Here is a 22,539-nt window from a genome sequence, read left to right on the forward strand (position 1 = left end):
TAAACCAACAAACCCATCATACAACCCTATCCAAAGAGAATTCACTCGAGTTTTTCCACCGCCTGCCGCCGCTTGGCCGGTTGCATTCGCGCCAGGTTGAGCATCTTCCACTGGATGGCTGGCAGCCGCTCTACCTCTGGCAAGGCAAAATCTCGCCAATCCTCATCTCCGCGTTTCAGGGCCAGTAAAAAGCGCTTGTCCCCATCGCTCATGGCCGCGTGGATCACACGGACCAATTCCGGCAACGTTTCCCGCAGTAGGCCAAGTTCCACCGGCAACCTCACCATACCCGACAACTCAGCATGATATTGCGTCGCGATATCCTGAATTTGGGGTGATAGCAATTCGGCCATTGGTCGATTATGCCCCATCAAATAAATTAGAAAAGCATTTTTCAAGTGCTCATCCACACCCTCTTGCCGCAACAGCCAATAAACATCATACAGATCCCGGGGATGCTGACGATCCAACGCCGCACACATTTTTCCGGCATACAAATCCGCGAAGCTGAGCACCGCCATGCGGGCAAAACCGAAGGCATCGGCAGCCCGGGCCGACAGTTGACGCTCCTCAGGCTGAAAAGCACTGCCCCGCAACACCGGCGTTACTTCGATCTTGACACCGATCTCCCCCTGCAGAACCAACAGTTTGAAACGCTGACCCGTGCCTTTGAGCACCGAGGCCCGGACAACGGTTCGCGGGATATGGTGTTCAATATCTGCGGCAATAACCCCCAGAGCTCGATCAATGGCTGCCATGCTGGTATCCCGATCTTCCACCGGCAGGTAGGCCAGGTCGATATCGACCGACAGTCGCGGCATATCCCGCACAAACAGATTGATAGCCGTGCCGCCCTTCAAGGCAAAGCACGACTGCTTAGCCACGCTGGGCAACAACGCCACTAGCAGGCGCACCTGTTCAGTATATGGATTGCTCTTCACTAACAGCCATCTCCCTGGGAACCGTTATTTGATAGGCGGCATCATAGGCGCCACCCCTGACCAACAGCCGCTTGCCCCGGCCCAGATCGACGCCTTGGGTGTCCAACACTTGACGCCAGGCATGCCCATGGCGGTCGCTGAACCACAAAAAAAGCCGCTTGGCTTTGACCTGGGTACAGGAAAGCAACAGGTCTCGCAGCAGACCTGGCCGCAGGTTGACTGCCGCCTCAAAAAACTTATCGGCCATGGAAAAGTCCGCCCCATGACGAACCCCGGCCATCAGTTCCAACAGGGCCAACTCGGGCATACTGAACGGAATGGGCCAGTCCCAAGCCCCGAACGGCCGGTGGTGGACGGACGCCTCGGGCAGTGGATCAAACAGCTGCGGGGTGTGAATGGTGAACTGAAAGGAAGCCTGAAACGACTGCACCCATGTCGGCACCTTACGCCCGCCGTAAAGATCGATATATTGGGTTTCACCCAGAGGCAGGTAATGGGCCAAGCCCTGCAACTCCAGGGCGGTGCGGCCGCCTACGCGCACGGGATATCCCATTTGGTTAAGGGAATAGACCACATGCTCCCATTTGAGCGCAGGCCCCGGCCGACGGTAAATGCCGTGAGCCACAGCAGTTAACTTACCCGCCCGCAGGGCATAATCCACCCGAGGCCGATTGAAGCCGCGCGCCTGCAACCAGGCGCGATCCACCAACTGCCCTTCGGGTAATGTCTGTTCCAAGGATGATTCGGGTTTAGCCATTATAGTTTACAAATGCTTTCCAATGCATAGTTTATATATGCATCGAAAGAGTTTTGTAAACCGATAGTTTAAAATTTTTTAATTTTGCATAAATTATCGCTGCAAAATACAGGATTCATAAACCAAAAATTTGTCTTTTGAATGGAAGCCTTGATCCATTGATATATGGGAAAGGAGAACCCGTGATCGACACCGATGATAACAGGATCATCGGTATTTATCTGTTCAAGACACCAATGGGCGATCTCCTCGCGGGTCCAGTTCCGGTGCGCTCCAGCAGGTGACGGCACTCTTTCGGGTTCATTTTTATGGGTTGCTTTGAACACCCGTAATCCTGGCAACCTTGAACCCGCGGTGCTGGCTCCAGAGTAGTCGATGCCAATATAGCATGAAAAAAGCATCGGCGTTATTTCCATACCTGTTTCATCGATAGATATAGTCCAAACACGATATTAGCCAATAAAACATTTGTTGTTTGCAGACAATAAAACAATTCGACGCTCTGCGGCAAACACCCCATGAATGCGGGGCCATATAGCTCGTGGACGATGGATGCTGGAACCAGCCGCATAGCTGGGGGGCCTGTTTATTGGTTTGGTTGGCTAAGAGCGAACTGGCTATGGGCGAGGGGAAAAAACAGTGTATTGGTTTCTGGTCATTGGTGTCTTCTCTTTCAAGTCCTTCACGGTGTTATCTCAACGAGCGTGCCGTTGGGCACAAGCCTGTAGATTTCATTCATTTCCTGGTTGGTCACCGCGATGCACCCTTCGGTCCAATCACTTTGGGCATGGGAAGCACCGGCCTGAGAGAACCCGTTTTTCAGGCCATGAATCATGATATCGCCGCCCGGACAGACGCCGAGTTCCTTAGCCCGCATTTTATCCAGCTCGTTGGGATAGGAAATATGCAGCGACAGGTGAAAACCGCTGTTGCCGTTGCGCGAATCGATAAAATAAAATCCTTCCGGGGTCTTGTTGTCACCCTCCTTCTCCTTCGGTCCGACCGGGTTGCCTCCCAGGGCAATGGGATAGCTCTTGATCACCTCCCCCTTTGCGAGCAGCGTCAATCGCCGCGCCTGCTTTTGGATCAGGATTTTATCGGCCGGTTCCATCCTGACGGCGAATACCTTCGCTTCGAGCGCGGCAACCATTTCCTGAAGCTTGGCAACCTCATCCGTTTTTCGTTTCAGGGCTTGCCGGGAACGCTCCAGCGCTGCCTGCCGGGCAGCCAATTTTTCATCCTTGAGGACAACGTTATGAATCTGCAGGATCTGCATCTGGCTATCGTGCCGGTAGTCGCTGTCCGGGTAATCGCGTACGACTGTCTGAAAACATTCGAGTGATTTCCGGTAGTCTTTATGGGCGTTTTGGGGATAGGCATAGACAACCCCCATCTCGAAGAGAACGCGGTCCGCTACCCCGGGGTGGTTCTCGAGAATTTGCGCGTATTTATCCAGGGCCGCCGCGTAATTCCCCTGGTTAAAAAACTGATTGGCCTCCCTGGAAAGGGCTCTCTCATCCAGGTGACTGCAACCGCCGGCAAGCATCGGAATGATCATGATGCCGACGACAAGGCGCCAAAGAAAACCGCCTGCGCCTTTGGACCTTGGGCACGCAAGCGTTCGGGCGCGGGGTGATGATGATCGCAAGGTCAGTCCTCTTTGTAGATCCGCATCAGACGATCAAGAAGGAAGTGGCCGGGTAGTTCTGCCCGGCCACTTCCCGGCAATTTACTTCTTCATTGATTTCTTGAACATTTCATCGGCGGCTTTGGCCTTTTCTTCAGCCATTCTTTCCTTTTCCGCGGCGATTCGCTCTCTTTCGTTGGCTCGCTGCTCAGCTTCCTCGGCGCGCGCGAGGGCTTCATTTGCCTTGGCAATGGCCTCGTCTGCCGCCATCTTGGCGTTCTCCGCATCCTGGGCCGCCTGATCCGCTTGCGCGGCAATCGCCTTTTCCCGGGCCTGTACCGCCTCGAGGTCTTTTTGAGTCGCGCACCCTGCGATACCGATCGCGAGTACTGTCGTCATGCAAAGCCCTAAAATCATCTTCTTCATGGTAAATCTCCTCTTCTTGTTTGTGTTAGGTTTCAAACAAAACCGCATCCAGTTCCAGATCGATTTTCAAGCGCCTGGCGGCTTCTTCGGCCGCAGGCTCATTATCGAAAGGGCCGGCCAGGACCCGGTGTCGATCACCCTCGGACAGCACTCTGGCAGGAATGGGCGGCCCCTGATGATTGATAATGGCCGCCAACCGCTGGGCGTCGGGCTTGTCGCGCAAACTGGCCGCCAGAACATACCACGCATCCGTTTTAAATTCCGGTAGCTCCGGTTGTCCGTACAGCCGGTCCGGGTGCCGGACTCTGATGGGTTGCGCCGTGGCCGTTACAAAACCATCACGAGCCGCGGATACCGGCACTGGGATACCGCGGGCCTCAAGCACGACCGCCTTGACCTTTTTCCAGTCCAACGGGATTCCCGATTGTGACTCGATATCTTTCAATTTCGCATAGGCCTTCTTCCAGTTGGCCGTGCCTGATTCTTCAAAAGGCGTATGCGCTTCCAGGTAAACGATACCTTCACGCCGGCCGACCAGATAGGGCTGGTTGACAATTAGAACCGGGGTTTTCACCGGGGTTTTTTCGAAAAGACGCTCGATATCTTCCGGATAGAGCCGGATACATCCATTGGTTGCCCTGAGCCCGATGCTGGCCGGTTTATTCGTGCCATGGATCAGATAGCTTGGCTCACTCAAATAAAGCGCATATTCCCCCAACGGATTGAGAGGTCCCGGCGGTACCTTAGACGGCAGGGGGTCGCCCTTTTTCCGATGATCGGCGGCGATCGAGGCGGGTACGTACCAGGTCGGCCGATGTTTCTTTCGCGCGACAAACATTTCCCCCATAGGGGTCGGCCGATCTTCGGTTCCCACGCCGACCGGGTAGGTCGATACGCTCAACAACTTGCCGTTTCTTTTAAAGTGGAAGATTCGCATGGTGGCCAGGTTGATCACGATCCCTTTGCGCCGGGTGTCGGGAAGGATAAAGTTCAAGGGCAGCAGGATTCGCTCCCAGGCACCAGGCACCCAAATATCGACGCCCGGATTAGCAGCACTGATGTCATTGATGCCCAGGCTGAAGTGTCGCGCAATATCCGGCAGCGTATCCCCCCGTTCCAGCCTGATGGTCGCCAGGCGGCCGATGACGTCATCGTCTTCGGCGACCACAAAGTCATTCCTTTCAATCGCATCCGCCGGGTATCCCGATAACGGGAGCGATCTGGCCAGATATCCACGCATGTCGGCACAGCCAGGCACAAACATGACGACCAGCAATAGAATCGCAAGATGAAACCTGTTGGGTCCGAGGGGCAAGTCAAGTATTCGTTTGAGGATCATAGATCTATGAATTTGTCACTTTTTACCGGTGCATCAAGTTTAATTCCAAAGTCACATGGAACGAGATTGTCTAGTAAACTATACCAAGCTTGGTCGATAATTACAAAATATGCGCACTCGCAGGGATGTCTATGTTTTATGTCCTCATTCAGCATCGTTGCGGGTGAACCGGCCGAACAGCCGACGGATCGAAAGGTTCCGCGACGTTTGGCCCCGTGACAGCGCCGTCAACTCGCCCAGGTTTTAAAAGTTCCGCGACGCGGCGAATAATCTATGCAAAGTCCATTCCCGAGGAAGCCGATCGGCATGTTGGGCAAGCGTCTTTCCGGCTTGCTGGTTGTGGTTAATCGTAGAGCGAAATGCCGATTTTTGTGAAAAATAGCCGTGGCTACTGTTGTAGGACCACCCTGTATGGTGGTAACATGCTTATTTAACGCAAAATGCTGAAATGATGACAACCATGCAAATCTAAACTTTTTAGAACCCGACAGTGAAGGGAAACAACATGAGCGACAAGCACACAGACGACGCGATCCTGAAAATGGTTCATGGATTCATGGCCAGCCGCGTGATCATCAGCGCGGCTGAATTGGACCTGTTTACCCTGCTTGTCAACCAAGCGCGCACGGCAGAAGAGGTTGCTGAGGCCATTGGCGCCGATCTGCGCGGGATCACCATTTTGCTCGATGCCCTGTGCGCCCTGGGATTCCTGGTGAAAACAGACGGCGCTTACCAGACCGAGTCGTCCGCCGCCAAGTTGCTGTCGGCCGATGCACCGGCATCGGTCCGACCCATGGTGCTTCACATGGGATCGGTCTGGCGCAACTGGTCCAACCTCAACGATATCGTGCTGGGAAAAGCCGTGCCGGATCTGAAAAAAGGCATCCTGGACAAGGAGAATTTTGAGGCCTTCATTGGGGCCATGCACGTGGTCGCATCCAGGAACGCACCGGGTGTCGTGGCGGCCATCGGTCCGGATGGTGCTCGCCGTCTGCTGGATGTCGGCGGCGGTTCCGGCTCTTATACGCTGGCTTTTCTCGAAGCCCAGCCGGCCATGCGGGCGACCCTGTTCGACAAACCACCTGTGATCGAGATGGCCAGGACCCGTATCGAAGCGGCCGCCATGGCAGATCGCGTCAAGCTGGTGCCCGGTGATTTCTACAAGCACGAACTGCCGGCAGGACACGATCTCGCACTTTTATCGGCCATCATCCATCAGAACAGCCCCGCGGAAAACGAGGAACTCTACCGTAAGATCCACCGGGCGCTGGATGCCGGTGGCCGCATCGTGATCCGCGATCACGTCATGTCCCCGGATCACACTCAGCCGACCGAGGGCGCCCTGTTCGCAGTAAACATGCTGGCTGGCACCAGAGGCGGCGGGACCTATACGTTCGAAGAAATTGAGGCTGGTCTGGCGGCCGTCGGATTTGTGAGCATCCGGCAGATTCAGAGCAAAGCCATGTTCTCTCTAGTGGAAGGCTTCAAACTTTGATGGACTCGTAAAAAACACCAAATTCGTCATGCCGGACTTGATCCGGCATCCAGAACTTATTGGAGTTACTGGATTCCGGCCTACGCCGGAATGACGAAAAAATGAAAATTTCGATTTTTTACGAGACTGTCGACCGTAAATCGTGTCTATCCAGAAATGGCTAATTCGCCCGAATGAGCGATCACATCCAACGTCTCTCCAAATCCCAGTACCTCAGGGGCCTGCAGTGTCCCAAGGCGCTCTGGCTGCATCGCCACCGACTGGATCTGGCGCCACCCATCACCGAGCAGAAGCAGTGGCTGTTTGACTCCGGCCACGAGGTCGGCCGGCTGGCCCAGGCCTTTTTTGAAGACGGCCTGTTGATCGACGAACCCTATCGGGCTACCGACCGGGCCATCGACGCCACAAACCACGCCATCGCCGACGGGCGCGAGGTGATCTACGAGGCCACGGCCTGCTCCCCGGACGGGGCATTCTCCCGGATCGATATTCTCAAAAAGGACGGTCCGGTTCACCGCTGGGACCTGATCGAGGTCAAGCAGTCCACGGCGGTCAAGGACTATCATATCGACGACATCGCCCTGCAGCGCTACGCCTTTGCCGAGGCCGGCTACGACGTGCAGCGCTCCATCCTGATGCATCTCGACCGCGACTATGTTCGCAGGGGCGGGATCGATCCCCACCAGCTTTTCCTTTTAGAAGATTGCACCGACCTGGCCGTCTCCCGCATGGCGGCTGTCCCCGGCCTTCTGGCCAACCTGCTGCAGGTGGCCAACCAATCCGACGAGCCGACCGCGCCCATCGGCAGGCACTGCAGGTCGCCTTTCGAATGCGACTTCGTGGGCTACTGCTGGCAGCATGTGCCGGCCTACTCCGTGTTCAACGTGTTCGGCGGGGACAAACTGGACAGTCTGCTGGCCATGAACATCCTGGATGTTCGCAACCTGCCGCCGGCACTGCCCCTGACCGACCGCCAGTCCATCGATGTCCAGGCCCATGTGAGTGGAAAAATGCACATCGACCGCGGCGCCGTGGCCGGATTTCTCAACGCACTGGAATATCCCCTTTACTACCTCGACTACGAAACCATCTTTCCGGCCATCCCCCTGTTCGACCGGTCGTCGCCCTACCAGCAGATTCCCTTCCAATTCTCCCTGCATACCCAGCAGCGTCCTGGTAGTGAGGTTGCGCATGAGGAGTTCCTGCACATCGATGGCGACGATCCCCGGGAGGATTTCATACGAGCCCTGGTCGAAAGCTGCGGCAGTCGGGGATCGGTGATCGTCTACAACATGGCATTCGAGGCGCGCATCAACCGAGAGTTGGCCGCACGCTTTCCCCGGCACGCAGCGGCCCTGGAGGCCATCAACACCCGCATGATCGATCTGCTGGTTCCCTTCCGTTCCCGGTACCTCTACCATCCGGCCATGCAGGGATCGGCATCGATCAAAAAGGTCCTGCCCGCCTTCGTGCCTGAACTGCGCTACGACGATCTGGCCATCGGCGACGGCGACACGGCCTCGCGCCAGTATTTAAAGTGTATCAAAAACATGGTGACGGAGGATGAGAAGCAGACGATCTACGCCGACCTGAAACGCTACTGTGCCATGGACACCTGGGCCGAGGTGCGGCTGATCGAACGGCTGCGGGAGATAATATAGGGTTTTTGGTTAACTGTTCAGGGGTCAAGGATTCCAGGATTTGAGGGGATAGGTGCTTATCATTGGCTGCAAATCGTTTCAATCCGTTTGATGATTATGGAAAATCTGGCCTGACTGGCGGCATCCGGAGGCAAAAGTCCCGGAAGTGCATCCAAAAAAGCGCGGTTGCCGACCCATTGGAATAGTTGATCCCTGACATAACTTAACAATTCGGCTTCCGCATGTTTTATCTCTCCGACGATCTCCTCTCGCCCATCCAATACTGCAACTACGTCTTCAACATCCCTGCTAAGCAAAAAATCCCCGGAACCGCGTTGATGAAATGCTTCGATCTTGGTTGCTATAAAATAGGGTGCTGGCAGCACTCTTATTCCGACCCCGGAAGGCAAACTCATTTTCATAGCTGCATGAAAAGCCCTTGCAAACCATCGGTTGCCAAAGCCAAGTATGTCAGGATCAGTAGGCATCACATCGAGAATAATATCGCCCGCTCGCCAACGGCAGATAGGGGCTTCCAAGCTGATGTCCTCTGAGAAGCCACGAATTCTGAGCTTTTGATTGAAATTGTGGTAAGTTGCAAGAGAAGCAACCTCTACCATCACATCGACATCCCTTGTCACACGAACGGGAGGCGCAGCAGGATCAGTCAGCAGAAGGCTGGTGGCGCAACCCCCTAAGAACACAACATCATCGATCAGAGGACCAAGCTGATCAACTGCGACTTCAAGTAATTTTATATTGGCATGGCTGTCTTTATGCATCGTCTTCCAACCGCTTTACGATCTCCTGCTGGGCCATTTGCCGCTCACGAGCCCGGCCGCCGCGGAGGGCATCGACAAGTGTAAGCAATTCATACAGTTTTCTATCTTCACGGGCCGCTTTGGGAACGGATTTGTACAACGGCGAAAAGGCTTGGCCACGGATTTCGCCATCCGGATCCGGCCAGACCGGAGGCGGATCTCCGGACATCTCGAAAAAGGGTGACAGGACCGGCCCGGCATAACCGGTTGGCATACCACGGGTAATTTGCCCCAATTCAGGCACGAAAACATAGGGCACGCCGTGAACGAGAAATTCTTCAAGGTTGCGAAAGTTAGGTATGATGCGGTCCTGCCGATCAGATGCCAGGTGCGCTCTGACAACCCGCTTAATACCTGAATGCACTTCGGACGGACTCATCCACAATGATGTGGCCAGCCGGTTATATGACCATTCATTTTGGCCGATGGCAACCAGCTTCATCAAAATGATCACGTCTTGAGGTTTCAGTATCATAACGCCTCCATTCTTTGTTCGCGAATCGCGAATCGCGAACAAAGAATGACAAAAAGCCAAATTTTTGTCAAGTGCACGGGAACTGTATTGGCCGCGAGAAAACCGATCTATCGTTCAGGGGTTTATGGTTTCTGGATCACCGTTAACTATTCACCGATCACCTTCCAGCCTTCACAGTCAACCCCTCGTCAATCAGGTCCAGAACCGTCTGCTTTTCCCGAGGAAAGGGATACCCCTCGTAGCTCTGGGAAAACAGCAGGCCACCGCGGCGGTTTCGCCAGTAGTTGCCGGCATGATCGAAGCAAACCCGGCCGGTGACCGACAACTCCTGCATGGTCAACCGCAGTTCACGAAGCTGCCCGGTGGGGGTCAGCATCTCGAAGTCGCCCGCTTCCATCTCCGCGGCCAGAGGGGTGCCGAGCCAGGGGCGCATGGGGCGCGAGCGGATGTAGTGCGGATCGATCTCGCTGAGAACGCGGGCCGTGTTTCTGGCATGCTGCTCCCACAAGGCTTTGCCGCCCAGGCCGGGCATCCAGTATTCCGAAAGCTGGAAACCCGCCGCCAGAGCCTTTTGTCCCCCCTTGATGTGGATCTCGGCGGTGGCGCCCTTGCGGATCTTTTTCAGAACCGTGTCGTCCCCACTTTCCAGGCCGACATGCAGCCGGTCCAGGCCCGCTTGCCGGATGGTCTTGAGGTCTTCGAGGGATTTTTGCACCAGGGTTTTGGAGCGCGCGTAGGTGGTCACCCGGCGGATGGTGGGAAAGATCCGGCGCAGATATTCCAGCACCTCCACCAGTTGGTCGGTTTTCATGATCAGGCTGTTGGCATCCTGGAGAAATACGGTTTTGCCGCCGGAAAGCAGCCAGTGATAGAGCATGGCAAAGCCCTGGTGGTGGTTCAGCCGGGGGTGTTTTTCGATGAGGGCGATGGCGCCCTGGTGGCTGATCTCACCGTCGGCGCCGGATTGTTTTATAAGATCGTCGCGTAGGGCGGCCATGGCGTCGATGTCGCCTTTGATCTCGGTCACCGACCGCACCTGGAATTTCTCGGTTTTATACATGCCGCAGAACGTGCAGTGGTTCCAGGGGCAATTGCGGGTCAGACGGATCAGCAGCGAATCGCTGCCGCCCTCGCTGGGCGGTCGGTAAACGCCGGTTTCGAAAGCATATCGTTCGGGAATCAATGAATTCATAAGGCACCGTTAGCGGGTTGGTTTGGTTGGTTGCATTGGTTCAGTTCGTTAAGTTGGTTTGATTGGTTGCGTTGGTTAAGATTGCTCGGGGCGCAGATGCAATCGGTCATTGGCTATCGTTCCGGTCCACCAATCCCACATCACACATCCCAGATCACAAGTCACCATTCACGGATCCCAGATCACCATTCACAGTTCACTGCTCACCGTTCACAGAACAACCGGTAGTCCTGCCGGTCTTGAAATGAACCAGTCCTTCTTCGCAGATGCGTACAAAGGGAATGGCCGCGCCGGTAAGGGCGATCAGGGAAAGCAGCGGGTCGGGGAAGGCAACGCCCAGATCCGCCACAGCCCGTTGGATGGCATTGAGCTTCTCGTTCAGCTCTTCCAGGGGCAGTTCGGACATCAATCCGAAAATGGGCAGGGCCATTTCTTCAACGACACGGCCGCTTTCACAGACCACCGCCCCGCCCTGCAATTCGTCGATGCGATTGACGCATAAGGCCATGTCGGCCTCGTCGGCGCCCACCACGACGATGCAGGAGGTATCCCAGGCCGCACTGCAGGCCATGGCGCCCCGGGTCAGACCAAATCCCCGGATCAGGCCGGTGAAAAATTTGCCCGGTGTGCGGCTGCGATCGATGGCCGCGATTTTCGCCAGATCTCCGGCATCCCTGACCTGGATTTCGCCGTTGGCCACGGGCAAATCGACTATCGCCTCTTTTGTGACCAGGTCCGTGACCATCTCGATGGCCCGCACCGCGGCCGTGTCGCGATCCTCTGAAGCCCGGACGGCAAAATCCGAGGGTTCGAAGGGCCTGGAAAGATGGACCGTTTTCAGGCTTTCAGGAGAAAACCGGTGACGGCGAGGCGCCGATTCCAGGCTTCCGTTTTTGGCGATGACGCGGCCGTTGCTGATCACCCGCATGGCCCGGATGGTCTGCGGATCGGGAATCAGAACCATGTCGGCAATTTTTCCGGGAGCGATGCCGCCGATGCGGTCGTCCAGGCCAAAGTGCTCGGCCACGTTCAAAGTTGCCATCTGCACGGCGGTTACCGGGTCGAAGCCGCAGTCAATGGCTTTTTGGACCAGAAACTCCATGTAGCCCTTCTCCATGAGATCCCGGGGAGAAATACCGTCCGTGGTCAGGATCAGCCGCCGGGTGTCGGGGACCATTTCTCGAATGGCCGCAATTTCAGCCAGATCCCGCCGGATGCTGCCCTCCCGCACCATCACATGGATGCCCAGCCGCAGCCGGTCCAGCACCTCGTCGGCCTTGATGGGCTCATGGCAAGAAGAGACCCCATAAGCTGCATAAGCCTGTAGTTTGCTGCCGCGGGCGCCGGCCGAGTGCCCCTCCAGCTTCTTTCCGCATGCCAGTGTGGCGGCAAGGATTGGTTCGAATACCTCCCGATTTTGAAACACGCCCTGCCAGTAGGACTCGCCCAATCCGACGATATCCTCACGGGATAGAAGTGCCTCCAGATCGGCCGGGTCGATTCCCGCAGCCTCTCGGCTCGTGGACACCATGGCAGGGGCCGTGGCAAAGAACTTAATAGGCTGCTCCTTCAGGGAAGCCAAAAAATCGAGGACACCGGCCAGACCGGCGACCGGATAGGGCTCCAGGGTCTCGGTAACGATGGTGGTGGTGCCGCCCACAGCCACATATTTTAAGAATTCGCCGGCGGTGAACAACCAGGCCACGTGGGTATGGCCGTCAATCAGTCCGGGGATCAGGGTAGCACCTTCGGCGTCAATGACCGTGGTGGCGTCACCGATGGCATATTCCACATCCGTCCCCACGCAGGCGATGCGCTCGCCGCAGGTCACCACCGACTGATTGTCCAGGATTTCACCGGTGTAAACATTTACGAGTCGGGCGTTAACAACAGCTAAATCCCCAAGGGCATTCCCCAGGGCCACATCGATCAGGTTCTGCCTTGGCTGAGTCATGAGTCACCGTTTTTCGGGTTGTGGGTTGCGGGCTTAGCGTTTGGAGTTTGGGGTTCAGGGGTTCTGGTTTACGGTTCACCGATCACCGTTCACGGACCACCGTTCACCGATACCACAAATCGCGAATTCCCGTCCACCGTTCCCCCATCGCCGCCACAATTTCCCCAACTGAAAAAGGCAGAGCCCCGTTAGAGGCTCTGCCTTTTTATGACCGCTTATTCGGCGGTCTGTGATTATTGCCTTTAATTAGTCGAAGCTCTGCCGTCGATCATGCCCTCAGAGTTTGCAGGCTGTTTGTGATGACCATCCGGCGACACATCGGTTGACGAAATATGCGAGCAGAATGAGCGTCAGTGCTATGCCTATCATCGGGCACCTTACTTTCACTTATCCGGCTACATCGATCCCGGGATCGCAGCCCAGATGCTCGTCGCGATTCTCACACTGGAAATTGGCTTCACGGGTATCCACATGCCCTTCACTGTTGTCGTCGAAGTAATCCTGATTTTTATTTTCGGCCATGATATCACCTCTCATGATTATAGGTTGTTGGTATTTATTCCTTCGTTATATTAAATATAGGGCTTTCTGAGAAATGGACAATGGGAGCCGGCTGGCCGTATGATGGGAGGAAAATACTACCAAAAGAGTTTTGGGTTCGGGGTTCAGGATTGAGGAACTCTTAAAAACCCGAAATTATCTTTTTTCCGTCATTCCGGCGCAGGCCGGGCACGAAGTGAAGCTTTAGCGCTATCCAGTTATTTCAATACGTTCTGGATTCCGGATCAAGTCCGGCATGACGAGTTTGGTTTTCACGAGCCATCAAGGTTCACGGTTCACTGATCACCGGCCCTTTCCCGTATAGCCTCCGGGTGTTCTCCGCAACAGCCTCGACCACAGCTTCAACTGCAACCGCCTTGATCCGGGCGATGGCCGCAACGGAAAGGCTCAAATTGGCGGGTTCGTTACGGGTCTTCGGATCGGGACCTAGCACCGGGCTGTCGGTTTCAACCAGCAGGCAGGAAAGCGGCAGATGCCGGACCAGTTTCTGCTTCTGGCGCGAACGCACGATGGAGGGCGGTACGGAGAAAAAATAGCCTGCTTCGATCGCAGGCAGGGCGGCCGAGGCTTTACCGTCGAAGGCATGCATCTGAACCCGGTTCGCACTGTTCTCCAGCAGAAGCGCCACCGCATGACGCCCGGCGGAGCGTGAATGCACGTTCAACGGCAGATCCAATTCCCTGGATAGTTTAATAAAGGTTTTAAAGATCTCCCTTTGCAGCGCCTTTTGCTCATCTTCCTTGACAGCCCAGTAATCCAGCCCCACCTCACCAATGGCCGCGAGCCGGTCACGATGGCTACGAATAAAGTTCTCCATCTCTTTGGCCTGGTCAAGATCGAGAAAGGTCGGATAGAGTCCGGCGGCCGGCCATAGCATGGGATGAATCCGGGCCAGTTCCAGATTCCTGCGGGCATCGTCCAAGTTTTCCCCCACGGCCACAACCGCCGCCACCCCTGCCTTTTGTGCCCGTTCGAGAACTGCATCACGGTCAGGATCGAAGGCAGGATCGCAGATGTGGGCGTGCGTGTCCACCAGAGGATATCCTGATAACGCCATAGCCTGCTGACTCCCTATTTCAAATTGAAGAAAAGCAACCGGACCCTAAAAGAGGCGTCCGAAATGAAGGTACCCCAACGTTGCAAAAGCCGGAGCGATTCAGAGCCAAGGCGCCAAGGGTGCCGCCGTAGTGATAAAATGCAACGCTGGGGATACTATACACCGACGACCTCAAAAGGCGCAATCGAACGTCTCGTTGAAACGATCCACCACCGCCAGCAAAACCTCCGGCAGCCGCTCACGGATCTGCCGAACCAGGTCAGAGGGCATTTTTTTGTAAAAGGCCTGGGCGATGCCGCCGGCGATGCAGGCCATGGTGTCGGCATCGCCGCCCAGTGAGATGGCGTTTTTCACGGCGGATGTATAGTCGTGGGCCTCCAGAAAGGCGATGATCGATTCGGGTACCGATCCCTGGCAGGAAACATCGAAACAGTAGCTCGAACGGATCTCGTCGACCGAACCCTCCAAACAGTATCCGAAGCGCGCCTCGATCTCTTTGCGGATGCTGTCCTTGTCCTCCCCTTTTCTCGCCAGAAAAACCGCCAACGCCGTTGCCTGGGCGCCCTTGATGCCTTCGGGATGGTTGTGGCTTACCTCGGCGGAGCGCCTGGCATGGTGCAGGACCGCATCGACCGATTCGAAGGCAAATCCCACCGGAGAAACCCGCATCGCCGAACCGTTGCCGAAGCTGTAATAGGGTATGCTGTTTGGATCCCAGATCCAGTGCCAGAACGAACCGCCATAGGGCAGGTTGGGGAAGCTGCGGGCAAAACAGGCGATGCAGGAGCGGTACCCCGTGCGGCGCAGAATGGCGTTGGCCACCGCCACGGTCAGAACCGTGTCATCGGTAAAGGCATCCACCACCAAGGGGAAGGCCACGGTCTTGACGGGGCGGCTCTCGTAGGGGGAACCGATCATGTCGCCTGCTATGGCTCCGATCATGGGTCCTTCTCCTTTGCCGATTGCCGGGAATCAAAAGTATGATAAAAAGCGCAACGTGCGGTCTAAATCTGCGGGAAGGAAGCTGCCGGGAGCGGCTGCAAAACGCGTGTGGATATCAGCAGGAAATCAACGCAATCGACATAGTCTACCCAAAAACGGATGTTCGGGCAAGCATCAGTTGGCGATGGGGCGGGGAAACGGCATTTTCAATCCATATCATCGCTCCGACGTAGGGGCGAAAATCTTTCGCCCCTACGACACCCATGGATTGCTTCTGGAAGGACAACACTTGATCGATGAAAACGGGGATCAACCCCGCCACTACGCGAGACGAGGGCGGTGACGCGGCGTCACAGCTCCAGGCGCTCACCGGGGTGAAGCAAAACCACCCGGGCGGAAGTGGCTTCTTCAACTCGTTTTTTCCAGGTCGCCGGGTCCTGTTCGATGATCTCGAAGGTGTCGTAGTGGATCGGCAGCACCTGCCGGGGTTCGATCAACTGGACGGCACGCAGGGCATCGTCCGGCCCCATGGTAAAGTTGTCTCCGATGGGCAGCACGGCCAGGTCGATGCCCGCTTCGCCAATCAGCTTCATGTCGTAAAACAGGCCGGTGTCGCAGGCGTGGTAGATGTTTTTCCCTTGGATGGAGAAGAGAAAGCCGCAAGGGTTGCCACCATAGGAGCCGTCCGGCAGGCCGCTTCCATGGTGGGCGATGGTCAGTTTGACCCGGCCCCAGGAGTAGTCGAACCCTCCGCCGATGTGCTGCGGGTGACCCTTCTCGACCCCCTGGGCGGCCAGCCAGTTGACGATCTCGAAATTGGACACCACCGTCGCGCCGGTGCGTTTGGCAATGGCCACGGTGTCGCCCACATGGTCCCCATGGCCGTGGGACACGAATATGTAATCCGCTTCGACCGCATCGGCGCTGATCGGTGCCAGGGGGTTGCCCGCCAGAAAAGGATCGACCAGCAGCCGGGTGCCGTCGGCTTCGATAAGCAGGCAGGCGTGACTGTACCAGGTAACATTTACTCCCATTCGAACACCTCCTTGACGTTGGCATAGGGTCCGGTCTATTCCACCGCAACCATCTCCGGTCCCAGAATGACGTGAGCCTTGCACTGCCGGGCAATGTTACGCAACATGGTCCGGAAAACCCACTGGTGGGCCGGGTAGAGCGCGTACCAGTAGCCCAGGCCCGGCAGCCCTTTGGACAGAAAAAGCGCCTGCACCACCAGTTCGGTTTGGCCGGAAAGCGGTCGGAGTTGAAAGACCAGCAGGGCCTCTCCGGGGACCTTCATGCGGGAGGCCAGCACCAGACGCTGGGGGCGGTGGATCCGGTATACCTGCCAGAAATGGAACACCTCGTCAGCGTCCAGGGTGGCGTTGTTCCGGCGCTTTTTCTTCATTCCGGGGCCGCCGACGATGGCGTCCAGTGCGCCGCGCAGCGCCCACAGCAAACTGTTGCCGTAATAACCTCGATTCCCGCCAATGGCCTCCACCACCTCCCAGACCGATTCGATGCCCGCCGCCAGAACGATCCGAAAAGCCAAGGTCAGTTGGGTCCCGCCGGTGTATTCGGCATCGCCGCAGGCGGTCCACTCCGGAGGCAGCAGGGTTTCAGGTGGAATGTCGCAGGCATCCTGCTCCGCCTGGGGCTCACGGTCCAGTGCAATCCGCATGGTTTCCCGGGCGCTTTGCAAGTCGCGCGGCAAGATTTCGCGAATACGGTCGTCCCGGCAGACCACCGGGATGCTCAAGCCTTCGGCCAACGGCCGTGCGATGGCCGAGGGCACCGGTGTGACCAGGTGGATCCACAGGGAACTGAGCCTGGGCGTCAACACTGGCACAGGGAAGATGATGCGCGGCATGAGCCCGGCCATCTCGGCGTAAATATGAATCAATTCCCGGTAGCTGAGCACCTCCGGCCCGCCGATGTCGAAAGTCCGGCCGACGGTTTCGGCCGCCTCCAGACAATCATGCAGATACCCCAGGACGTCGCGGATGGCGATGGGCTGGCAGGGTGTATCGACCCATCTGGGCGTCACCATGACCGGCAGGCGCTCCACCAGGTAGCGCAGCATCTCGAACGAGGCGCTGCCGGCCCCCAGGATCATGGCGGCCCGCAGGCAGGTCGCCGGCACGGCGCCCTGATTGAAGATCGCCTCCACTTCGTGCCGCGAGCGCAGATGGTCGCTCAGACCAGGATGATCCGTCTCTCCCAGGCCGCCTAAGTAGATGATCCGCTTCACCTTCCGGACGGCCGCCACCGAAGCCATGTTCAGCGCCGCCGTTCGGTCGGCCTCGGCAAAACCGGATTTCCCGGCAATCATGGAATGAATCAGGTAGTAGACGATCCCGCAGCCGGTCACGGCCGCGTCCACAGAAGCCAGGTCCAGGGCATCCATTGCCACGATCTCAACGTTGGCGTGCCCGGCCCAGGGTCGATTTTCCAGACGCCGGGGATTGCGGGCGCAAGCCCGGACCCGGCAGCCGCGGGAAAGCAGCAAAGGTACCAGGCGGCCGCCCACGTAGCCGGTCGCCCCGGTCACCAGAACAGTCTGGTTGCTATGGGTTGCAGGGGAAGCATTTGTGTCCATGGCGTCTTTCTGCTCTCCCGGCCGAGGTGATTGCCGTAAGGCCACAGGCCGGTTCGAATCACCACCTTCTTTTCTCCACCGCAACAGCATACTAGCTGCTCCCCGTTACAAAAATCCGGATGCGGCTTAAAAATGCAGGTAGATTTGAGGAAATACTGAAAGTATAATAAGCTCTATAAAAATAGCCCGATTTACAGAAGACGTCAACGCCAGAGCCCCGTGGAATTATCAATATATTGCTGATTGGACACCCCGTCCCGGCCATGCATCTCGATGGATGGGGGAGCGGAACATCCCTGACCGAGCGTTCCGACGTATAAGAATTTCATAGCAAGTGGAGAATCCATATCGACTTTCTCCTTGAACGCCAAACTTCATATACTGCCGGAAGATCTCGTTTTCTACCTAATTTCCGGTAATTGTTGCCGGCGAATTGCCGATATAAAAAGAAAACGGAAACAGGCTAAAGGGGTGCTCTCATGAAATGGAATGGCAAGCACGTGGCAGGAATGATCAAAATGATTGTTTTTTCTGTCTTTCTGGCCTGCACGGGCAATGCACCCGTCCTCATCGGCTTCTCGGGCGAGTTGACCGGTAGCAATGCGGATTTGGGTGTACAGGGCCGAAACGGAGCTATTCTGGCGATCGAAAGCGTGAATGAATCCGGAGGAATCAACGGGCGTCCCATAGAACTCATTGTTCAGGACGATGGCGGAACGCCGACCGGCGCAAAGGCAGCCGACAGCGCACTGATCGAGGCCAACGTGGTAGCCATTGTCGGGCACATGACCAGCGGGCAAAGCATGGCTGCACTGCCGGTAATCGAGAAAGCGGGCATGCTGATGCTCAGCCCCACTACCTCCACATCACTGCTGACGGGAATCGACGATCACTTCCTGCGGGTTCAACCCGCCATTACCGCCGCCGCCGGTAAACTGGCCAGGATCGCCAGATCTCAGTATCGAGCCGAACGGATCGTGGTGATCGCCGATCAGGACAATTTGGCCTACAGCGATGCCTTTCGCAAAGCATTCGTCGATACGTTCGAAAAAACCGGGGGCCATCTATCCGAAAATCTCTTTTTTTCATCTTCGTCGCATCCCGATTTTGACGAACTCATGCGGCCGATATCGCCTTCGAACGTCAACGGTCTACTGATCATCGCCTCCGCCAGAGATACGGCCTTCATCGCCCAACATCTCCGCAATAACGGCTTTTCCTGCCCCCTTTTCAGTTCCGGATGGGCACAGACCAACACCCTGATCCAAAATGGCGGCAAGGCAGTAGAAGGGCTGATCCTGGTGGCGGACTATGACATCGACAGCCGGAAGCCGGCCTTCGAAACCTTTCGTCTCAGATACCGGGAACGATTCGGGCGGCCGCCCACTTTCGCAGCCGCACAATCCTACGAAGCCATGAATCTGTTGGCAAAAGCGCTGAAGCAGACCGGAGGGAATCGATCCGGCCTGAAAGAAGCGCTGCTGGGGATAAACGACTTCCAAGGGCTGTTGGGCAACATCAAGATGGATCCATACGGCGATGTGATTCGCACACAGTTTGTCGTTACGGTGAAAAACGGCAACTTCCAGACACTGTCAGCCATCGAAACCTAGCGATGAGAGCACAAACCTCTTCCAGAAGGCCGCTTGGCCGGGTAATGCTCAATCAGCTTCTCCTGCTACTCTTTCTGCCCACGCTGATCCTGGTCGCTGTCACCTTTGTCAGTATCGTTTTAGTCTGGCAAGGAACCTTGGCTCGGCAACAGGTCAAACTGTCGCGCAGCATTGCCAACACGGTCGTCACCTATACGGACAGCGCCAAGCGCGTGCTCGATGCACTGGGGCAAACCATCGAAACCGCCGATCGCCCCCACCTGAAACAATTTCTGACCGATACGCACAGCGCCTACAGCTATTTTGACACCCTGTACATACTCGACTTGGACGGTCGACTGGATCTCATGACGCCCCTCGATCACCAATACATCGGATTGGACCTGACCCGCCAGCCATACTACGCCAAGGCCAGAGAACAAAAATCCACCTTCGTTTCGGCTCCGTTCATTTCCATGCGTTCGGGCAAGCCCACCGTTTATCTGGCAAAATCCGTTGAATCGGGCCAGATGGTTGTCGGCGAACTGAACCTTTCGACACTCCAGGCGAACATCAATGCGGCCATTGGGGGAGACCGGGAAAATCTGGTTTTTGTTGCCGACCGTGCGGGCACCCTTTTAGCCCATTCCAACAGTCAATTGGTCGTTGAACAACACAGTGTCGGTCATATGGAAATCGTCCGCCAGGGGCTCGAAACGGAATCGACAAAAATCTACCGGGCATCCACCGGTTGGGTTTTCGGTGCAGGCGTACCGATTGAATCCCTCGATTGGGTCGTGGTCAGCCAGCAATCGCTGAAAAGTGCCCTGGGGCCGCTGGTTCGCGTGGTGGCACCTGCCCTGAGCCTCTCCTTTTTCCTGTGGCTTTGGGTGTTGTGGACGCTGCGATTGCAGCAAATCAAACGGGTGGTGGCACCTGTCGGCCGTCTGGCCGAGACGGCCCAGCGCATTGCCGCCGGCAACCTGGACGAACAGGCCCGCCTGGAAGAAGGCAAGGAAATCGGGGAACTGGCTGCGTCATTCAACCACATGACCCAGCAGTTGCGCAATCATATCAATGCCGAAAACATGATCGCAGACATCTCCCGTCGGCTGATGGGAACCGACAGCGATTCCCTGGACGACGAAATAAACCGATCATTGAGGGAAATCGGCCGGTTTGTTTCCGCAGACCGATCATACCTGTTCCTGATCTCCAAGGACGGACGAACCGTGAGCAACACCCACGAGTGGTGCGACGATGGGATTGAGCCTTTCGTCGAAACGCTTCAGAACCTGCCGACTGAGAATTATCCGTGGTTGATAAAAAACGCCGCGCAAGGCAATGACATCGTTATCCCGAACGTCGCCGCATTCGAACAGGCTTCGGCGGGCGAGAAGGCGGACTGGATAAAGCAGGGCATCCAATCCCTGATTTGTGCACCGATCCTTACCCGGGGATCGCTCAAGGGATGGGTCGGTTTCGATGCAGTCAGGCAGCAAAGGGATTGGTCCGGAAAAGGAGCCAAACTGCTGCATCTGGCCGGAGAAATCTTCTACATCGCCATGCAACGCAAATGGTCGCAAACAGCACTGAAAGCAAGCGAGGCCCGCTATCGCCAGCTGGTCCAGCACGCGCCGGCCGGTATCTGCGAGTTCGATCTGCAGCATAAGAGGTTCATTGGTGTAAACGATGTCATGTGCTCTTACACCGGCTACAGCCAAGCGGAATTTCTGGCCCTCAACCCGCAAACCCTGCTACCGGAATCCCATCTTTCCCGATGGGTCCAACGGCACAAAGGCCTCACTCCGGACAACCCGACGCTGCCGCCTGAGGAGCAACGCATCATGGGTAAAGACGGCCGCCTTTTCTGGGCCTTGATCAATTGTCGATTTGTTTTCGAAGACGACACTCCCGTCAGGCTGACTGCCGTGGTCCACGATCTGACGGCCCTGCGGCAGGCCGAATCGGAAAAGAAACAACTGGAAGCCAAACTGGCTCAGGTTCAAAAACTGGAGTCACTGGGGACCCTGGCAGGCGGCATCGCCCATGATTTCAACAACCTGTTGATGGGAATCCAGGGAAACACTTCGCTGATGCTGCTGGACGAAAACCGAAAGCACAATGACAACGAGCGGCTGAACGGTATCGAGGCCCTTGTCCAGCGGGGTGTGGAACTGACCCGACAGCTTCTGGGGCTGGCTCGCGGGGGGAAATACGAAGTCAAGCCCACCGATCCCAATCATCTGGTAAACGAGAGCGCAACCATGTTCGGCCGCACCAAAAAGGAGGTCCGTGTTCATCAAAAATATCAGGCGGGCATCTGGCGGATCGAATGCGACCGGGGCCAGATCCACCAGGTCCTGCTGAACATTTTCGTCAACGCCTGGCAGGCAATGCCGGCAGGCGGGGAAATTTATATCTCGACGGCCAATACGACACTCGATGAAGCGACCGTCAAACCCCACGGGGTGCCACCCGGCCGGTACGTGAAGATCACCATTGCCGACAGCGGTACCGGAATGAATCCGGGTACCATGAAAAAGATCTTCGACCCCTTCTTCACCACCAAGGAGCGGCAGCGCGGCACCGGCCTGGGGTTGGCCTCGGCTTATGGCATTATCAAAAACCACGGCGGGATCATCGATGTGGCGAGCCAGTTGGGAGAAGGCAGCACGTTCACCATCTATTTACCGGCAGTGGACAAGCATGTCGCGGAAGATCCGGTCGCAAAAAGTCGGCTGCGAGGGGGCAGCGAAACGATTCTCCTGGTCGACGATGAAACCATGATCCTCGATGTAGGACGAGATATGCTTGAAACGCTCGGCTACCGGGTTCTTGCGGTCCAATCGGGTGGCGAGGCCGTGGACACCTACCGACAAAAAACCGGCATCGACCTTGTGGTGCTGGACATGATCATGCCGGACATGGGCGGTGCCGAAACATTTGCCCAGTTGAAACACATTGACCCTGATGTCCGCGTACTTTTGTCCAGCGGCTACAGCATCGACGGTCAGGCCAATGAAATTCTCAATCAGGGCTGCAGCGGGTTTATCCAGAAACCATTTTCTATCCAAGAATTGTCCCGCAAAATTCGTGACATCCTGAATTAATCATGTGTTCC

General features: G+C 56.4%; 19 protein-coding genes. 4 read left to right on the forward strand and 15 right to left on the reverse strand.

Annotated features, from left to right (window positions below; all coding sequences use genetic code 11):
* Positions 1-41 precede the first annotated feature (41 nt).
* The 6 genes from GN111_RS16000 to GN111_RS16025 form a co-directional block, all read right to left on the reverse strand.
* Positions 42-941, reverse strand: coding sequence for a nucleotidyl transferase AbiEii/AbiGii toxin family protein (locus tag GN111_RS16000; RefSeq protein ID WP_197740562.1), 900 nt, complete (start codon positions 939-941; stop codon positions 42-44).
* Positions 919-1,677 (reverse strand): type IV toxin-antitoxin system AbiEi family antitoxin domain-containing protein, encoded by a 759-nt coding sequence (locus GN111_RS16005; RefSeq protein ID WP_231715760.1) that lies wholly within the window; start codon positions 1,675-1,677, stop codon positions 919-921. The genes GN111_RS16000 and GN111_RS16005 overlap by 23 nt, the downstream gene beginning before the upstream one ends.
* 89 nt (positions 1,678-1,766) lie before the next feature.
* On the reverse strand, positions 1,767-2,114 hold the full coding sequence (locus GN111_RS16010; RefSeq protein WP_155304709.1) for a hypothetical protein: 348 nt from the start codon (positions 2,112-2,114) through the stop codon (positions 1,767-1,769).
* Positions 2,115-2,380: 266 nt separating this feature from the next.
* On the reverse strand, positions 2,381-3,346 hold the full coding sequence (locus GN111_RS16015; protein ID WP_197740563.1) for a L,D-transpeptidase family protein: 966 nt from the start codon (positions 3,344-3,346) through the stop codon (positions 2,381-2,383).
* An 81-nt stretch (positions 3,347-3,427) separates the two neighbouring features.
* Positions 3,428-3,751, reverse strand: coding sequence for an Lpp/OprI family alanine-zipper lipoprotein (locus GN111_RS16020; protein WP_155304710.1), 324 nt, complete (start codon positions 3,749-3,751; stop codon positions 3,428-3,430).
* Between the two features lie 25 nt (positions 3,752-3,776).
* Positions 3,777-4,919, reverse strand: coding sequence for a L,D-transpeptidase family protein (locus GN111_RS16025; RefSeq protein WP_197740564.1), 1,143 nt, complete (start codon positions 4,917-4,919; stop codon positions 3,777-3,779).
* Positions 4,920-5,595: 676 nt separating this feature from the next.
* On the opposite strand from GN111_RS16025, the gene GN111_RS16030 reads away from it, so the two are divergent.
* Positions 5,596-6,585 (forward strand): methyltransferase, encoded by a 990-nt coding sequence (locus GN111_RS16030; RefSeq protein WP_155304712.1) that lies wholly within the window; start codon positions 5,596-5,598, stop codon positions 6,583-6,585.
* Positions 6,586-6,758: 173 nt separating this feature from the next.
* Positions 6,759-8,246, forward strand: a complete 1,488-nt coding sequence (locus GN111_RS16035) for a DUF2779 domain-containing protein (protein ID WP_155304713.1) — start codon at positions 6,759-6,761, stop codon at positions 8,244-8,246.
* Between the two features lie 59 nt (positions 8,247-8,305).
* On the opposite strand, the gene GN111_RS16040 is transcribed toward GN111_RS16035, so the two are convergent.
* From GN111_RS16040 to GN111_RS16075, 9 genes are all read right to left on the reverse strand, one after another.
* Positions 8,306-9,007, reverse strand: coding sequence for a nucleotidyl transferase AbiEii/AbiGii toxin family protein (locus GN111_RS16040; protein WP_155304714.1), 702 nt, complete (start codon positions 9,005-9,007; stop codon positions 8,306-8,308).
* Positions 9,000-9,521, reverse strand: coding sequence for a hypothetical protein (locus GN111_RS16045; protein WP_155304715.1), 522 nt, complete (start codon positions 9,519-9,521; stop codon positions 9,000-9,002). The genes GN111_RS16040 and GN111_RS16045 overlap by 8 nt, the downstream gene beginning before the upstream one ends.
* 157 nt (positions 9,522-9,678) lie before the next feature.
* Positions 9,679-10,713 (reverse strand): radical SAM protein, encoded by a 1,035-nt coding sequence (locus GN111_RS16050; protein ID WP_155304716.1) that lies wholly within the window; start codon positions 10,711-10,713, stop codon positions 9,679-9,681.
* Positions 10,714-10,909: 196 nt separating this feature from the next.
* A complete protein-coding gene (locus tag GN111_RS16055) occupies positions 10,910-12,667 on the reverse strand; it encodes an adenine deaminase C-terminal domain-containing protein (RefSeq protein ID WP_155304717.1) in 1,758 nt (585 codons plus the stop codon).
* Between the two features lie 387 nt (positions 12,668-13,054).
* Positions 13,055-13,189 (reverse strand): hypothetical protein, encoded by a 135-nt coding sequence (locus GN111_RS34210; protein WP_269433841.1) that lies wholly within the window; start codon positions 13,187-13,189, stop codon positions 13,055-13,057.
* Between the two features lie 307 nt (positions 13,190-13,496).
* Positions 13,497-14,285: a TatD family hydrolase gene (locus GN111_RS16060; protein ID WP_155304718.1), complete on the reverse strand. Its 789-nt coding sequence runs from the start codon at positions 14,283-14,285 to the stop codon at positions 13,497-13,499.
* A gap of 171 nt (positions 14,286-14,456) precedes the next feature.
* Positions 14,457-15,227, reverse strand: coding sequence for an ADP-ribosylglycohydrolase family protein (locus GN111_RS16065; RefSeq protein WP_155304719.1), 771 nt, complete (start codon positions 15,225-15,227; stop codon positions 14,457-14,459).
* A gap of 350 nt (positions 15,228-15,577) precedes the next feature.
* Complete coding sequence (locus GN111_RS16070) at positions 15,578-16,261, reverse strand: metal-dependent hydrolase (protein ID WP_155304720.1); 684 nt, start codon at positions 16,259-16,261, stop codon at positions 15,578-15,580.
* Between the two features lie 35 nt (positions 16,262-16,296).
* On the reverse strand, positions 16,297-17,823 hold the full coding sequence (locus GN111_RS16075) for an SDR family oxidoreductase (RefSeq protein WP_155304721.1): 1,527 nt from the start codon (positions 17,821-17,823) through the stop codon (positions 16,297-16,299).
* A 518-nt stretch (positions 17,824-18,341) separates the two neighbouring features.
* On the opposite strand from GN111_RS16075, the gene GN111_RS16080 reads away from it, so the two are divergent.
* Entirely contained in the window at positions 18,342-19,436 is a 1,095-nt protein-coding gene (locus GN111_RS16080) for an ABC transporter substrate-binding protein (RefSeq protein WP_170302325.1), read from the forward strand.
* Positions 19,437-19,438: 2 nt separating this feature from the next.
* Positions 19,439-22,528: a response regulator gene (locus tag GN111_RS16085; RefSeq protein ID WP_155304723.1), complete on the forward strand. Its 3,090-nt coding sequence runs from the start codon at positions 19,439-19,441 to the stop codon at positions 22,526-22,528.
* Positions 22,529-22,539: the final 11 nt, after the last annotated feature.

Origin of the sequence: Desulfosarcina widdelii (assembly GCF_009688965.1) — a bacterium.
GTDB classification, from domain to species: domain Bacteria; phylum Desulfobacterota; class Desulfobacteria; order Desulfobacterales; family Desulfosarcinaceae; genus Desulfosarcina; species Desulfosarcina widdelii.

Bases quoted from the DNA above. Each gene is read 5' to 3' on its own strand.
- GN111_RS16080 (WP_170302325.1), top strand. From the start codon at position 18,342: ATGATTGTTTTTTCTGTCTTTCTGGCCTGCACGGGCAATGCACCCGTC.
- GN111_RS16055 (WP_155304717.1), bottom strand. From the start codon at position 12,667: ATGACTCAGCCAAGGCAGAACCTGATCGATGTGGCCCTGGGGAATGCC.
- GN111_RS16070 (WP_155304720.1), bottom strand. From the start codon at position 16,261: ATGGGAGTAAATGTTACCTGGTACAGTCACGCCTGCCTGCTTATCGAA.
- GN111_RS16065 (WP_155304719.1), bottom strand. From the start codon at position 15,227: ATGATCGGAGCCATAGCAGGCGACATGATCGGTTCCCCCTACGAGAGC.
- GN111_RS16075 (WP_155304721.1), bottom strand. From the start codon at position 17,823: ATGGACACAAATGCTTCCCCTGCAACCCATAGCAACCAGACTGTTCTG.
- GN111_RS16040 (WP_155304714.1), bottom strand. From the start codon at position 9,007: ATGCATAAAGACAGCCATGCCAATATAAAATTACTTGAAGTCGCAGTT.
- GN111_RS16085 (WP_155304723.1), top strand. From the start codon at position 19,439: ATGAGAGCACAAACCTCTTCCAGAAGGCCGCTTGGCCGGGTAATGCTC.
- GN111_RS16010 (WP_155304709.1), bottom strand. From the start codon at position 2,114: ATGGAAATAACGCCGATGCTTTTTTCATGCTATATTGGCATCGACTAC.
- GN111_RS34210 (WP_269433841.1), bottom strand. From the start codon at position 13,189: ATGGCCGAAAATAAAAATCAGGATTACTTCGACGACAACAGTGAAGGG.
- GN111_RS16050 (WP_155304716.1), bottom strand. From the start codon at position 10,713: ATGAATTCATTGATTCCCGAACGATATGCTTTCGAAACCGGCGTTTAC.
- GN111_RS16045 (WP_155304715.1), bottom strand. From the start codon at position 9,521: ATGATACTGAAACCTCAAGACGTGATCATTTTGATGAAGCTGGTTGCC.
- GN111_RS16035 (WP_155304713.1), top strand. From the start codon at position 6,759: ATGAGCGATCACATCCAACGTCTCTCCAAATCCCAGTACCTCAGGGGC.
- GN111_RS16060 (WP_155304718.1), bottom strand. From the start codon at position 14,285: ATGGCGTTATCAGGATATCCTCTGGTGGACACGCACGCCCACATCTGC.
- GN111_RS16030 (WP_155304712.1), top strand. From the start codon at position 5,596: ATGAGCGACAAGCACACAGACGACGCGATCCTGAAAATGGTTCATGGA.
- GN111_RS16020 (WP_155304710.1), bottom strand. From the start codon at position 3,751: ATGAAGAAGATGATTTTAGGGCTTTGCATGACGACAGTACTCGCGATC.